The sequence below is a fragment of the Pseudomonas oryzicola genome (assembly GCF_014269185.2).
Taxonomy (GTDB): Bacteria; Pseudomonadota; Gammaproteobacteria; order Pseudomonadales; family Pseudomonadaceae; genus Aquipseudomonas; species Aquipseudomonas oryzicola.
The window spans coordinates 2712698-2726410 of the sequence record NZ_JABWRZ020000001.1 but is presented as its reverse complement, the minus strand read 5'-3'; the positions used below and the strand labels follow the sequence as shown (position 1 = coordinate 2726410).

15 protein-coding genes are annotated in these 13713 nt (G+C 62.5%); 3 read left to right on the top strand and 12 right to left on the bottom strand.

The features are described from left to right. Window positions 1–80 precede the first annotated feature (80 nt). The 7 genes from HU760_RS12635 to HU760_RS12605 form a co-directional block, all read right to left on the bottom strand. The gene (locus HU760_RS12635) at window positions 81–1103 is read right to left on the bottom strand and encodes a YeiH family protein (RefSeq protein WP_186674237.1); all 1023 of its coding nucleotides are present in this window, start codon (window positions 1101–1103) and stop codon (window positions 81–83) included. Continuing rightward, entirely contained in the window at window positions 1100–1426 is a 327-nt protein-coding gene (locus HU760_RS12630) for a Rieske (2Fe-2S) protein (protein WP_186674238.1), read from the bottom strand. Before HU760_RS12630 ends, HU760_RS12635 begins: the two co-directional genes overlap by 4 nt. Then, complete coding sequence (locus HU760_RS12625) at window positions 1423–2076, bottom strand: DsbA family protein (RefSeq protein WP_186674239.1); 654 nt, start codon at window positions 2074–2076, stop codon at window positions 1423–1425. Before HU760_RS12625 ends, HU760_RS12630 begins: the two co-directional genes overlap by 4 nt. Then, on the bottom strand, window positions 2073–3389 hold the full coding sequence (locus tag HU760_RS12620) for an MFS transporter (RefSeq protein ID WP_186674240.1): 1317 nt from the start codon (window positions 3387–3389) through the stop codon (window positions 2073–2075). The genes HU760_RS12625 and HU760_RS12620 overlap by 4 nt, the downstream gene beginning before the upstream one ends. A gap of 126 nt (window positions 3390–3515) precedes the next feature. Next, complete coding sequence (locus tag HU760_RS12615) at window positions 3516–4568, bottom strand: beta-keto acid cleavage family enzyme (RefSeq protein ID WP_186674241.1); 1053 nt, start codon at window positions 4566–4568, stop codon at window positions 3516–3518. 54 nt (window positions 4569–4622) lie between these two features. Beyond that, window positions 4623–5471: a TauD/TfdA dioxygenase family protein gene (locus tag HU760_RS12610; protein ID WP_186674242.1), complete on the bottom strand. Its 849-nt coding sequence runs from the start codon at window positions 5469–5471 to the stop codon at window positions 4623–4625. A gap of 13 nt (window positions 5472–5484) precedes the next feature. Beyond that, the gene (locus HU760_RS12605; RefSeq protein WP_186674243.1) at window positions 5485–6465 is read right to left on the bottom strand and encodes a quinone oxidoreductase family protein; all 981 of its coding nucleotides are present in this window, start codon (window positions 6463–6465) and stop codon (window positions 5485–5487) included. Window positions 6466–6692: 227 nt separating this feature from the next. On the opposite strand from HU760_RS12605, the gene HU760_RS12600 reads away from it, so the two are divergent. Then, window positions 6693–6899, top strand: coding sequence for a hypothetical protein (locus tag HU760_RS12600; protein WP_186674244.1), 207 nt, complete (start codon window positions 6693–6695; stop codon window positions 6897–6899). A gap of 68 nt (window positions 6900–6967) precedes the next feature. Here HU760_RS12600 and HU760_RS12595 read toward each other — a convergent pair whose 3' ends face one another. The 4 genes from HU760_RS12595 to HU760_RS12580 all read right to left on the bottom strand — a co-directional run bounded on the left by HU760_RS12595 (window position 6968) and on the right by HU760_RS12580 (window position 10871). Further along, the gene (locus HU760_RS12595) at window positions 6968–7297 is read right to left on the bottom strand and encodes a hypothetical protein (RefSeq protein ID WP_186674245.1); all 330 of its coding nucleotides are present in this window, start codon (window positions 7295–7297) and stop codon (window positions 6968–6970) included. 144 nt (window positions 7298–7441) lie between these two features. Beyond that, window positions 7442–7915 (bottom strand): anti-virulence regulator CigR family protein, encoded by a 474-nt coding sequence (locus HU760_RS12590; RefSeq protein ID WP_186674246.1) that lies wholly within the window; start codon window positions 7913–7915, stop codon window positions 7442–7444. Between the two features lie 143 nt (window positions 7916–8058). After that, on the bottom strand, window positions 8059–9870 hold the full coding sequence (locus HU760_RS12585; RefSeq protein WP_186674247.1) for a DAHL domain-containing sensor histidine kinase: 1812 nt from the start codon (window positions 9868–9870) through the stop codon (window positions 8059–8061). After that, window positions 9867–10871, bottom strand: coding sequence for a cytochrome-c peroxidase (locus HU760_RS12580; RefSeq protein WP_186674248.1), 1005 nt, complete (start codon window positions 10869–10871; stop codon window positions 9867–9869). The genes HU760_RS12585 and HU760_RS12580 overlap by 4 nt, the downstream gene beginning before the upstream one ends. Window positions 10872–10965: 94 nt before the next feature. Here HU760_RS12580 and nosR point away from each other — a divergent pair, with 94 nt between their 5' ends. Continuing rightward, window positions 10966–12333 carry a response regulator c-di-GMP phosphodiesterase, NosR family gene (gene nosR, locus HU760_RS12575; protein WP_186674249.1) on the top strand — a complete coding sequence of 456 codons (1368 nt, stop codon included), beginning with the start codon at window positions 10966–10968 and terminating at the stop codon, window positions 12331–12333. A 41-nt stretch (window positions 12334–12374) separates the two neighbouring features. Here nosR and HU760_RS12570 read toward each other — a convergent pair whose 3' ends face one another. Continuing rightward, complete coding sequence (locus HU760_RS12570; RefSeq protein WP_186674250.1) at window positions 12375–12821, bottom strand: structural protein P5; 447 nt, start codon at window positions 12819–12821, stop codon at window positions 12375–12377. A 184-nt stretch (window positions 12822–13005) separates the two neighbouring features. Here HU760_RS12570 and HU760_RS12565 point away from each other — a divergent pair, with 184 nt between their 5' ends. After that, window positions 13006–13671, top strand: coding sequence for an SOS response-associated peptidase (locus tag HU760_RS12565; protein ID WP_186674251.1), 666 nt, complete (start codon window positions 13006–13008; stop codon window positions 13669–13671). Window positions 13672–13713 lie beyond the last annotated feature (42 nt).

The following is a 13713-nucleotide window of genomic DNA, read 5'->3' as shown; positions in this document are numbered from 1 at the left end:
ATCCGCGCAGCAGGCGACGCGGTGGATGGCACCGGCTTTGCCGGTGATCGCTGCTGCAGCCGCTCCTACCAGTGAATGCGTCAGGCGGAAGGTTGCAGCCCCACGTGCATCAGCGCCAGCACCAACAGCACCAGAAACACGCTCTCCCCGACCATCAGTGCAATGGGTTTGAAGCCGACCGAGGCCAGCGCCTTGAGCTGGGTCTTCATACCCAGGGCACTGATCGCCACCACCAGGCAGCCACGCGATAGCTCATTGATGCCGCCCTGCACCGCCGCCGGCACCCACCCTGTGCTGTTGACGCAGGCCAGAAGCAGGAAGCCGACCGCAAACCAGGGCAGCAAGGGTGGCCGCTGACCACCTGCCTCAAGGCCGTGGTGGCGGGTGATCATGGCCGCGCAGACAATGACTGGCAACAGCATCGCCACCCGCATCAGCTTGACCACTGTGGCAATGTCACCGGTCTCGGTGGACAGGCTGTAGCCCGCCCCCACCACCTGCGCCACATCGTGGATCGTCGCGCCAAGGAAGACCCCGGCCTGCCCGGGCGACAAGTGCAACCACCGGGCAATCATCGGGTACAGGATCATCGCCAGGGTCGACAGCGCTGAAACGCCGATCACGGTGAACAGCGTCGCATGCTCCTTGCGCGGGTGCTGGGGCAAGGCGGCGGCCAGCGCCAGCGCCGCCGAGGCGCCACAAATGGCCGTCGCACCGCCGGTGAGCAGGCCGAACAGCCGTGAAAAGCCCAGCGCCTTGGCCACCACTACCGCGGCCAGGATCGTTACCACCACCAAACCAACCACCAGGGCCACCGGTTTCCAGCCCAGGCTGGCGATCTGGTCCAGGGTGATGCGCATGCCGAGCAAGGCCACGCCCAGGCGCAGTACCGTGCGGGCGGTAAATTCGATGCCGGCCTTGCAGGGGCCATCGACCGCCAGAAAGTTCAGTGCCATCCCCAGTAACAGGGCAAACAGCATGACCGGCGCTGCATAGTGTTCGCTGAGAAAGCTGGCCGCAGCACCGACGATCAGGCTGACCACCACCCCCGGGGCAAACGTGCGGATACGTTGCTGGGTAACACTCAGTGCCAGAGTAATCATCGCCCGGCGTCCTCGTTGTCAAACACGATGTAGACTTGCCCGCCCTGCTGCTCGACCGGGTAGCTGGTGACCTTCAGCGCCCTGGAATTGACCAGGTAGCCGCTGGCCAGGTCAAACCGCAAGCCATGCGCGCAGCACTGGATGACGCGGCCTTCGAGCCGCCCACCGCACAACGACGCGCCCTGGTGCGGGCAGCTGTCATCGATGGCATAGAGCGCGTCGGCAACGTTGAACAGCGCCACGCTGCGGCCTTCACAGGTCAGCAGTACACGACCGTTACGTTGCGGTACCTGGCCGGGGCCTACTGCAATACGCCGGCTCATGCCCGTTCGACCTGTTGCAACGCGTCTGTCATGGCGGCGAACAGCACCTCGGCAGGCTGGGCGCCAGCAATCAGCGGCCCCTGGTTGAAGCGAAAGCGCGGCACGCTGCTGCCTGCGCGCCCTGCCCCATCAAGGAACGGACTGCCATCGTCACGCAGGCAACCGGCTACCTGCGCCGCTTCCAGCCCGCAACGCTGGGCGATGTCGAGCAGGACACGGCTGTCTCCCAGGTCGCGGCCCTGGTGGAAGTAGGCAATGAACATTTGCGCCAGCAAGGCTTCCTGGTGCGCTGTGTCCAGCAACCCCACGGCCCGTTGCAGCAACCGGTGGGCATTGCCGGTATTGGGCATGCGACGAATACGCGAGAAGTCGATGTCCTCGCCGACCACGCAGGCGGCAGCACGCACCAGGGCCTGGCGCTCGCGTACCGCCTCCTCGCTGCCCAGGCGCTGCAGGTAGAACGCATGGAACGGCAGGCCACTGGCTGGCAAGCCAGGCAACAACTGCACCCCGCGCCATTGCAGGTGCACGTGCACCTGTGGCCGTTCGCGCTGCAACAGCAACAGCGCAGCCTGCAGGTGCCGCTGGCCAATCAGGCACCACGGACACACAAAATCGAAGAACACTTCGACGGATAACAATAGCTTCACGGTTTCAACTCCCGGGGTGCGTCAGCCATGTGATGGGCCGGCGCATGCAGACGCTCCATGTCAGGTTGGTAATGCCGTTTGGCAAGGAAGAACACCAGTGCCGCGCCGAGGCTCATCAGCGGCACCAGCTGGAAGGCGGCCTGCAGGCCGATCAGGTCGGAAACGCGCCCGGTGATCAGTGGCCCGGTGGCCAGGCCCAGCAGGTTGTTGGCCAGGGTCAGGGTGGCAAACGCAGTGCCGTGCACCGCGGCGTGGGTGAGGTTGGCGACCATGGCACTGGATGGGCCGTTGGTGCCGGCGGCAATCATCATGCCCAGGCCGATCAGTACCAGTTGCGCGGTACCTGCTGGTAGCGCAAAAGCAAGCGACAGCAACGCGCAACTGCCCAGGCAATAGGCAATGGCCAGGCTGATCTTGCGATCAGGGCGCTGCCGCCCGAGGCGGTCACAGAGCATGGCGCAGAGGATCATGCCAATGCCGCTGCACAGCACGATGACTGCGGCAATCGCCCCGGCCCGGTCGGTGCCCATGGCGTAATAGCGGTTCAGGTAGCTAGGCATCCACACGATCACGGTGCCACCGACGAACAGCTGCAGGCCGCTACCGACATAGGCGGCGATCACCGAACGGCTGTTGTACAGGCTGCGCAACGGTCGGCCGGCGTTGCCCTGCAACTGCTGCGCGCACTTTGGCGCAATGCGCGCCTCCTTGACGACCAGCGGGTACAGCAGTGCCAGCATCAGGCCGAACAACGCCATGCCGGCAAAGGCCCAGCGCCAGCCCAGGTGCTGGGCCAGCACGCCGCCCAACGCCATGCCCAGGACCGAGCCGAACATGCCACCGGCCATGAACGCACCGGCCAGGGTCGAGCGCATGTCACGGGGGAACACGGCAACCACCACGGCGATGCCGACACTGCCATAAGCGGCCTCGCCCACCCCGACCAGAAAGCGTGCGATGAACATTTGCGGGTAGTCCTGTGCCAAGCCGCAGCCGAGGGTGGCCAGGCTCCACAGTACCGCCATCAGCACCAGGCTGCGCACCCGGCCGAAACGGTCGGCCAGCAGCGACAGCGGGAAGGTCAGCAGGCCGACCATCAGCGCGACGATACCGCTGAGCAGGCCGAGCTGGCTGTCGCTCAATGCCCATTCGCCCTTGAGCAGCGGGAACACCGCGTTGAGCACCTGGCGCGACATGTAGTCGGAGATCAGCAGGCCGAAGGTCAGGGCGAACACCACCCAGGCATAGCGCCGAGGGACGCTGTGGGCGGTGTCGGTGCCGGAATCTTCGGCACTGGCGAGATAGGTGGCCATGTTGCCTCCTTGGGTGCGGGGCGTGAGGTTGTTCTTGTTGTTATGGACTACAGCCAACATTCATGTTGCTTTTGCGGGCCTCTTCGCGGGCATGCCCGCGAAGAGGCCAGGCCTGCCGTATCAGCATCAGCCGCGCTGCGGCACACCCCTCACACCCGGCTGGCGGTTGGGCGCCATGCCATTGGCCTTGAGGGTCTGCTCGATGCTGTCGTACTGCTGGCCGATGCGGTAGATGGCGCGGGCTTCCTTGCCTGTGGCGATCTCCCGACCCAGTTCGTGGGCTATGCGCACGGTCTGCTGGATCTGCTGCACCGAGGTGAAGCGCTTGCCCTGCTGGTCGATGATGGTGTCTTCGTTGCCGCAACGCGGGTGCAGGCCCATGGCCAGGGCCATGGTGTTGAACGGCAACACGTTCTTCAGCAGCGACTCGGCGGTGAGGGTGCAACCATCCGGTGCACGGTGGATGAAATTGAAGAAGTTGAACGGATTGGGGCCGTCGAAGCCGCCGCCAATGCCGATCCAGGTCAGGTTCAGCGGGCCCATGTAGTCACCGCGGCGGACGATGCGTTCGAGGGTTTCCAGGGCGTGCATGCCGGTCAGCTGGAAGTGCGGTTGGATGTTGCTGGCCTGCAGACGGCGCAGGTGTTCGCGGACCCAGGCCGGGCCGGCCGGCACGGTCATTTCGCTGTAGGCGGCATGGATCGCCGGGCTGGCCAGCGAGGTACCTTCCAGGTATTCCGGGTACAACAGCTCCATGATGTTCATCTGTGTGGTATTGATGGCCACGGTCACCTGATCGGGGCGTGGCGTCAGCTCGGCGAGCATGTGCCGGGTGTCGTCCGACAGCCACTTGGCCGCCTCGCCCTCGCTTTCCGGCGCGAAGGAAATCGACCCGCCGACCTGGATGATCATGTCCGGCACCGCTTCGCGTACCCCGGCAATCAGCTCGTTGAACTTGGACAGGCGCTTGGAGCCTTTGCCGTCCAGCTCACGCACGTGCAGGTGCAACACGCTGGCGCCTGCCTCGTAGCAGTCGACGGCCTTCTGCACCTGCTCGTCCATGGTCAGCGGAATGTCTTCAGGGAAGTCTTCGGGCATCCACTCCGGGCCATAAGGGGCCACGGTGATCACCACCTTTTCCATGTTTTCCGGGTGCAACGAATCGTCGAAGAATTGCATGCTGTAGTCCTCGCTATTGTTATTGTGTGGTTGCCGCCGATCATGGCGGCCGCCCTAGAACGTAGCGCTGCCCTTGATCCCGGCGCGCTCCATCTTGCGATGGCAAGGTGGGTAGTCCATGACGGCGTAGTGCTGGGTACTGCGGTTGTCCCAGATCGCCACGCTATTGGGCCTCCAGCGCCAGCGCACCTGGTACTCGGGCAGGTAGGCCTGGCTGATCAGGTAGCGCAGCAAGTCGCCAGCGCCGGGGTTGGCGTCCTGGCCGAAGCGCACCCGCTGCGGGGTGTGGTAGTTGCTGAAATGGGTGGTAAAAGCGTTGACGAACAACACCTTCTCGCCGGTTTCCGGGTGGGTACGCACCACCGGGTGCTCGGCATCCGGGAACTGCGCCTTCAACGCCAGGCGCTTTTCCAGCGGCATGGCGGCGCCAAAGCTGGCCTCGATGCTGTGACGGGCGCGCAGGCCTTCGATCTTGGCCTTCACATCGTCTGGCAGGTTTTCATAGGCCAGCACCATGTTTGCCCACATCGTGTCGCCGCCTACCGGCGGGCATTCGATGCAACGCAGCACACAGCCCATGGGCGGTGCCTCGCGCCAGGTGGCATCGGCGTGCCAGGCATTTTCATAGCGGTCGTTGGGTTGGTCCGGGCGCTTGTAGATCTGCACCAGGCCGGGGTGCTCCGGGTCGCTGCCGGCCACCGGGTGGTCTTCCAGGTCGCCGAAGCGACGAGCAAACGCGACGTGTTCGGCGCGGCTGAAGTGCTGGTCGCGCAGGAACAGTACACGGTGGCGGAGCAACTGTGCGCGCAGCTCGGCGAACAGGTCATCGTCGTGGACCGCGTCGGCCAGGTTGACCCCTGCTACCTCGGCACCGATCGCGCAGGTCAGTTGTTCGATGTGCATGCTGTTGCCCTCTTCAGATGACGAAGATCGACGAACCAGTGGTCTTGCGCGCTTCCAGGTCACGATGGGCCTGAACGGCATCCTGCAGCGCATAATGCTGGTTGATTTCGATACGGATGCGCCCACTACTGACGTGGTCGAACAGCTCGCCGGCCAGGTCGGCCTTTTCCGCCGGGTCGGCGATGAAGTCGGCCAATGCCGGGCGAGTAAGCTGCAGCGAGCCCTTGATCGCCAGCAACTGTGGGTCGAATGGCGGGATCGTACCCGAGGCCGTGCCGACGCAGACCATCAGGCCGCGACGCTTGAGTGAGTCGAGCGACCCCATGAAGGTGCTCCGGCCGACGCTGTCGAACACCACGTTCACCCCTGCCCCATCAGTCAACTCACGCACGCGCGTGGCCACGTCCTCGACGCTGTAGTTGATGACCTGATTGCAGCCATGGGCCCGGGCCACTTCGGCCTTGGCCTCGGTAGACACGGTACCGATCACGTTCAGCCCCAGTAACCGTGCCCACTGCGCGACGATCAGGCCGACCCCGCCGGCGGCGGCATGCAGCAGCACACTGTCGCCGGGGTTGAAGGCATAGAGCCGCCGCAGCAGGTAGGCGGAGGTCAGGCCGCGCATGGTCATGGCGGCGGCCGTTTCGAAAGCAATGGTATCCGGCAGTTTGATCAGTGCGGCCGCGGGAATCAGGCGCTCGGTGCAATAGGCACCCAGGGTATTGAGAAAGCCGGTGTAGGTGACCCGGTCGCCGACCGCGACCTGGCTCACGCCCTCACCCACCGCTTCGACCACGCCGGCAGCTTCCACGCCGATGCCGTTGGGCAATGGGATCGGGTAGGTGCCGTTGCGGAAATAAGTATCGGCGTAGTTCAGGCCAACCGCCACCTGGCGCAAGCGCACCTGCCCCGGGCCGGGCTCGCCGACTTCGGCGTCCTCGTAGCGCAGCACCTCGGGGCCACCGGTCTGATGGAAACGTACGACTTTGGACATGCTTGTCTCTCCAATCATCGATCTGGACGCCAGGCGTCAGTTCTGGGTGATTGGACTGTATGCCCTTGGCATCCAAGGTGCTTCGCATCGGACGACAGTGGGTTTTCATTTCATGACAACTGGACTGTCGACCGCACTCCTCGCTCTCCCTGTTTATTCATGAGGCGCCTTGATGGTTATCCAGGGCCAGACTAATACTTAAATCTCTGCCTGGGGAGGCACATGACATGCAACCGAGATTCGTTATCGTTCCGGCTGTGCCGATCGAAAAGGAGTCGCTCCGCCTGGGTGCCCGCGATTTCGCCGCGACCGTTTGCGCGGGTTTCGACATCTACGACAACCAGGCCAAGGAACGGCTCAAGCCCAGCTATCCAAGCAGGAGCGACGCGCAGCTGCAGTGCGAGCAAATGAACAAGCGCTTTGATGCAGGATGATTGCGGCCATCAGGCACTATGCCCGGCTACCCGACATGATCGGCTCCAACGGCTCAGGGCCACCAGGCTCAGTCCAGGCATTCCTTGGCGGCCTGGCGCAGTTTGTCACCTGACAGGAAGCTACCTTTGTAGAAGGTGGCGCGGCTGCCCTGGCGATAATCGACCACGTCCAGCACATCGTCGGAGGCCACGGCGCTGGGGGCTGTCAGCCGGTAGCCGTGGGCGATGGACTTTTGCGTGGCCTGGGGTGCCAGCGCTTGCCACTTCGGCAGTACGCAGGCGGCATACTGTTGGGGCGATTTGTGAGTCAGCTTGCTGGCAGTAGGCTTACCAGGGGTCGCGCAGCCGGCAAGACCGGTGACCAGCACAGAGGTGAGAAAGATACGAAACATAGACATTTGCAATTGACCCTGTTGAACACGCGGTATTCTAACGGGGGTCAAGCCCGGATACTAATCAACCAAAGTTGATGGGCGATGCCTGGCCAACACCAGGGCCGCTCCCGCAGGCCGGTGAGCACTTGCGGGGGCGGCTGGCCCGGTTCAATCCAGTGCGCCGTGCAACACCTCGTAGATGATCCCTGTCGCGACTGCCACCAGGATCAGGTCCACGCCTGCCTGCATCCACTCATAGCCGTCGTAATGCGGCAGCTGCCCCAGCAGCCGGCCATCGAGCTTCTTGGCGATACCTGGCGGCAGTGGTTTGCCACGGGCCAGGTTCTTCTGGATACCCGGGGGCAGTGCTGGCCCGGCGTTCCAGTAACTGCGGTGGCCGGCGAGGATGTCGAGCACGTAGCCATGGTCAATCGAAGGGTTGCCATATCCGCCACCGCCACCGCCACCGTGGCCTTGGCCTTGGCCTTGGCCCTGACCTTGTCCGTGTTGGCCCTGGACGTGCTGATTCTTGCCATGGCCCTGCCCCTTACCGTTACCCGGGTCGGCAAAGGAAAGGGAAGGCCCCACTGCCAAGGCGATCGAGGTGACCACTGCAACTACCGACCATCGACGCTTTGCCATATCTGTTTCCTTACACTAGGGAGTCGTTCCTGTACTGTAGACCAATCACCGGTGCCGGCACAGGTCCGCTCGAGTGCGCACAGGCCAAGGTCTGGTGCACCGCTGGAACATGGCTGTATCCGCTCATCAACACGCTTGTCGGCTCAGGCCGACCGAGCCTGACGGATAGGCAATTCAACCCTGAATGTCGTACCGACACCCACCTCGCTGGCCACGTGGATCTCGCCGCCATGGCGCCTGATGATGCCGTACGAAAGTGACAGGCCCAGCCCGGTGCCCTGGCCGACAGGCTTCGTCGTGTAGAACGGGTCGAAGATCTTCTGCAGGTTCTCGGCAGGTATGCCACAGCCATTGTCGGCGACTTCGATCCACACCCACGCGTCGTTGGCGCCGGTTCGCAAGGTAATCCTGCCCCGCTCGTTGCCCATCGCCTGGGTGGCATTGACCAGCAGGTTCATGACCACCTGATTGATCTGCGACGGCAGGCATTCGACCTGCGGCAACGGTTGGTAGTCCTTGACCAGCTCCGCCTTGTGCTTGAGTTCGCTGGCAACGATGTTCAAGGTCGACTCGATGCCTTGATGCAGGTCTGCCAGCTGCCAGTCCTGGCTGGCGTCCACGCGGGAAAAGTCCTTGAGGTCCTTGACGATCCGCGCAACGCGACTGATGCCATCCTTGGATTCGCGGATCAGCGCCGGGATGTCCTCCAGCAGGTAGTCCAGTTCGATTTCCGTGCGCAATTTCGCCAGCTCCGCGCTGAGGCCCTCCGGAACCAGGTTGTTTTCCGCATCGGCATAGGCCTTGAGCATGTTTTGCAAACGGCCGAAATAGTCATCCAGCGCGCCGAGGTTGGATGAAACGAAGCCAATCGGGTTGTTGACCTCATGGGCGACGCCGGCAGCCAGTTGGCCAAGCGAGGCGAGCTTTTCCGACTGGACCAACTGGTTCTCGAGCAGCCGGCGTTCATCCACCTCACGTTGCAGTGCTGCGCTAGCCTGGCTAAGGGCCTGGGTGCGCCGTTCAACCCGCTGCTCCAGTTCGTCATTGGCGCTGAGCAGCGCTCGGTTCACCCGGTTTATTTCGGCATAGCTGCGCATCAGCCACACCCCCATGTACAGCAGCAGCAAAACCAGCAGGGTGGAAAACACCAGCAGGTAGAAATGGTATCGCTGAGACGTGAGCAACGCGGCCTGTTCGTCGTGGTCCAGCATCAGGGCAATGGCGTCCAGACGCTCGGCGATCGGCACCGCCTCGATCGCTTCCAGCAATTGATCGACCTTGGGTTGTTCGCGCAGGATCAATTCTATGTGTTTGCTGATGGTATCGATGGGTACCTGAAAATCGACAGGCAAGCGCTCCTTGTTGACCGCAAGATCGTTCAAGCCAACGAGGATATCGGCAGCTTTGTCATCGGTCGTGGTCTGGGCAAACTCCAGGCTGCTGAGCATCAAGTCATAGGTGTCGCTGGTGATCCTGCGCAGGCGAAGCGTGTCGGCATCGACCAGTTGGCCTAGATGCGCCTGGATGACATCGGCTGCACCCGGGAGAAAAGCCAGTGAGTTGCGCAGAATCGCATTGTGCGTCTTGAAGCGCGACACCAGCAGGACCTTGTCGTCAAAGGCCTGTTGGTAGTCGCGAATGGCCGCTTGCCAGGCAGGCATGGCCGTTTTCTGGTGGCGCCCTTCCAGCTTGTGGAACGCCTGCCACAGCCGCTTCATGTCCATCAACGGCAGCACCAGCGGGTCATAATTGTAATTGGTGGTGGTGCGTGCCTTCAGCACTGCGCTCTCCCACTGGGCGTCGTATTGCTTGATCTGGCGAATCAGGTCACGCGCCTGGGCATAGGTACCGCTCTCATCGGACCTGGACATCCAGTACAGATAGACCAATACGGACGCCAGCAACATCACGCAGGTAGCCAACAGCAGCAGACTGCGCCGGGCATTGAGCTTCATAGCGGTTTGCCCTCCCATTGGCCGGTGAGGGTCTGGAGAAACTTGATGATCAGCGCTTTGTCACCGTCTCTTGGCGTGCGCCCCAACTGATAATGGAACATGGCGTCGACAGCGGCTTCCAGGGTAGGTGCCGAACCGTCATGAAAGTAAGGGGCAGTGACCGCTACGTTTCGCAGGCTGGGGACCTTGAAGAGGTACAGGTCCTCCGGGTCGCCGGTCACGTTGTAGCGCCCTTTATCCGCCTGCGTAACGTTGCCACGGTTGGCGAAATAATCATCGAAAACGCCGAATTTCTGCAGCATGTTGCCACCAATGTTCACGCCTTGGTGGCAGGCGATACATCCGTATTCCTGGAAGCGTTGGTAGCCATGCTTCTCCTCCAGGCTGAGACTGCTGGTGTCACCCTGCAGGTAGCGGTCAAAGCGTGAATCGGGCGTCAACAGGGTGCGCTGATAGGTGACCAGTGCGTCTTCGATGTCGTGCGCGGTCACTGGCTGACCATAGGCTTCGGCAAACCCCACGCGATAGACCGGGTCGTTTGCAAGGCGTTGGACTACCCCTACCCAGCCATTCTCCTTTTGCGCCGCACTACCGCTTGCCAGGTGTACCAGCCCCTCAAACGATTGCGCACGCCCATCCCAGAACTGCAGGAAGTTCAGGCTGGCATTAAAAACGCTGGGGGTATTGACCGCCAAAGGTTTGCCATCGGCACCTGACGAGCGGGCCTGCCCGTCAGCGCCCCCCCGATCCAGGCGATGGCAATCGGCGCAGGATTGGCTGTTGTCAGGCGACAATCGTGCGTCATTGAACAACTTGCGGCCCAGCTCTACCCGCGCGGGGTCAAGCTTCGGTACTGCCGGCAGCGGCGTGAGTGGCCCACCGATGCTCTGGGCCAACGCCAATGCCGGCAACGGCACAAGCAGCGTGGCAATGATGCGAAGCTGCAGACTGGTCGGCACAGCACAACCCTCCCTGGCGAGATGCACGTTGCCTCCGAGCATAGTGAGGCCAACCGACAAAAGCTAACGGCAGAAGCAAATGTCATCTAGGCTGTAGCCAGGGAGCAGTCTGGCTGAAACCGGCAAGGAGCGATTCATGGAGCAACCCGTTACCGATGGCACCACAGACAAGCCCGTAGTACTTCTGGTGGACGACGAACCCTCGATTCTCAACAGCCTACGTCGTTTGCTACGCAGCCAGCCTTACGAAGTCCTCCTCGCCGAAAGCGGCGCCGATGCCCTGCAGTTACTCCAACAGCGCCCGATCAACCTGGTGATGAGCGACGCACGTATGCCGAACATGGACGGTGCCACGCTATTGGCGCACGTGCATGAACGGTTTCCCGACACGTTGCGCATTCTGCTGACCGGTTACGCTGATACCGACACCATCGCGAAAGCCATCAACGACGGGCATATCTATCGTTACATCAGCAAACCCTGGAATGACGAAGAGCTGCTGGTCACCTTGCGTCAGGCGCTGGACCACCAGCATTCGGAAAGCGAGCGAAAACGCCTGGAACAACTCACTCAAGTTCAGCTCCAGCAACTCAAGGCACTCAACGAGAGCCTCGAACAGCGCGTAGCCGCGCGCACCGCCGAGTTGCAGCAGACCGCCGACATGCTTGACCTTGCCTACGAAGAGCTCAAGCGCAGTTACGTGACCAGCACCGAATTCTTTTCGCAACTGGGCAACATGCGCCTGCCCAAGGCCAAGCAGACCAACCGGCAAGTCATCGACCTGATACAGGTGTACTGCACCAGTCATAAGCTGGACGACGCGACCTGCCGCAACCTGACCATGGCGGCTGCGCTGTACAACATCGGCAAGATGAGCTGGACCGACAGCATGCTCACCTGCCCAGCCGACCTCATTGCGCCCCAGGAACGCGAGCTGTACCGCTCATACCCGAAACAGAGCGAAGCGCTGGTCATGACCCTGGACCCCATGAAAGAGGCCGCACAACTCATCCTGCACCACCAGGAACGCTGGGACGGCAGCGGTTTTCCGGGCCATCTCAAGGGCCAGGCAATTCCATTGGGGGCCCGCTGGCTGAAAATGGCCGTGGACTTCATCGAGTTGCAGCGCGGGCTGGTCCTGGAGCGCCAGCTCAATAGCGATGAGGCCCTGCTGTACATTCGCAAATATGCCGGAAAGTTGTACGACCCAGACCTGGTGGAAGATTTCGTCAACGTCTGCGCCGAATACATGCGCGACATCACCTTGACCGACCCGGCCATCAAGGTGTTGAACACGCACGAGCTGGCAGAGGGCATGATACTGGCGCGAAACCTCCATGCCGACAACGGCATGCTGCTGTTGAATGCCGGCAAAGTCCTGAGCGGTCTGCTGGTAAAGAAACTGATTGCCTTCGAAGAAATGGAAGGCGGCAAATACAGCGTGTTCGTCCGGATCCCCGACGAGGTTGGGAACGCGCAGCCTGCACCCGCAGCGGCAGGCTGACCCAAGGGCCGCCACACAGCAACGCAAAGATGATGGTCCTGTCAGAGGAGTGCCCTGCGCACCCCTTCGTCGATCACCTGCGCCTTGTAGGGGTTGCCACCGTTTTCATGGGTGATGATGCCAAGCACCATCGCCCGCAACGTGGCCGGGTGCCTGAGGTCGATCGGCTGGGTGCTGCGCACGCCCAGGCTGCGGGCCACCGCTTCGGCATAGGCGCGAGTGTCGTTCTCGCTACTCGGCGCCCAGCGGCTGATGGCCTCGAGTACGGTATCGATGCCTTTTTCACCCAGACCGGGCAAACCGTCCTTGCCGCGATAGTTGATGAGCAGCTTGCCAAGCGCGCGGATGCCGTTTTCCGGTTGGTCGAAACGGGCGAAGCGCGGCCGGGCCACGCCCTCTTCAATGCCCAGTTGCCCTTGCCAGGGGTTGCGCGGGTTGAAATCGATGTTACCGGGGTTGTTGTTGCGTATGCCACGTGGCGTACTCATCAGGTGACCCTCCTGTACCGCTTGATCCGTACTGCCGTCACTCCTGTTGATGACGGGCGGAGCCCATGAGTTTTCTCCGGGCGAGAAAATCCCCGCCAAATGGCAGCTTGCGCCAGGCTGCTCATCATTCCACCCGGCACCACACGGCGGGCTATGCTTATCCGCCAGGGCAGGAGGGCGAGGTATGTGTGGCAGGCTGAGCCAGTACCGGGGCATCCATGATTTCGTTGCAACCCTGAGCTTGCCGCAAGCCTGGCGGAACAATGTCGGCGAGCAGCCCCTGGGTCGCTACAATATCGCGCCGACAACGCCGGTGGCCGTGCTGCGGGTGGATCACGCAGGCCTGCGGGCAGACCTGGTGAAATGGGGATGGCGGCCGCACTGGGCGACTGACCGCACAGCGCCAATCAATGCCCGTGTGGAAAAAGTGGCACACGGCCCCTTCTTCCGGGCGATCTGGCCGTACCGGGCGATCACGCCAGTCGACGGCTGGTATGAATGGGTCGATGAAGGCGGGCCGCGGAAACAGCCTTATTACATCCGCCGCCGGGATGGGCACCCTGCCCTGTGTGCATCGATTGGCCAATTTGCCGGCAACGCCTGCGACGGCTTCGTGATCATCACCGCCGATGCCCAGGGCGGCCTGGTGGATGTGCACGATCGCAGGCCTGTCGTGCTCGCGCCAGAACTGGCTCGCGCGTGGATCGTCGCCGACATGCCGAGCGAGCAGGCGGAGCAACTGGTGCTCAACCTGGGTGAACCCGCAGAGCACTTCGAATGGTACCGGGTGAGCGCGGCCGTGGGAAATGTGCGCAACCAGGGCGCTGAACTGATCGTTCCGCTGCGCTGACGCGTGCATTTCAAGGTAGCGAGTGTCTTGCCAGTTCGCTGC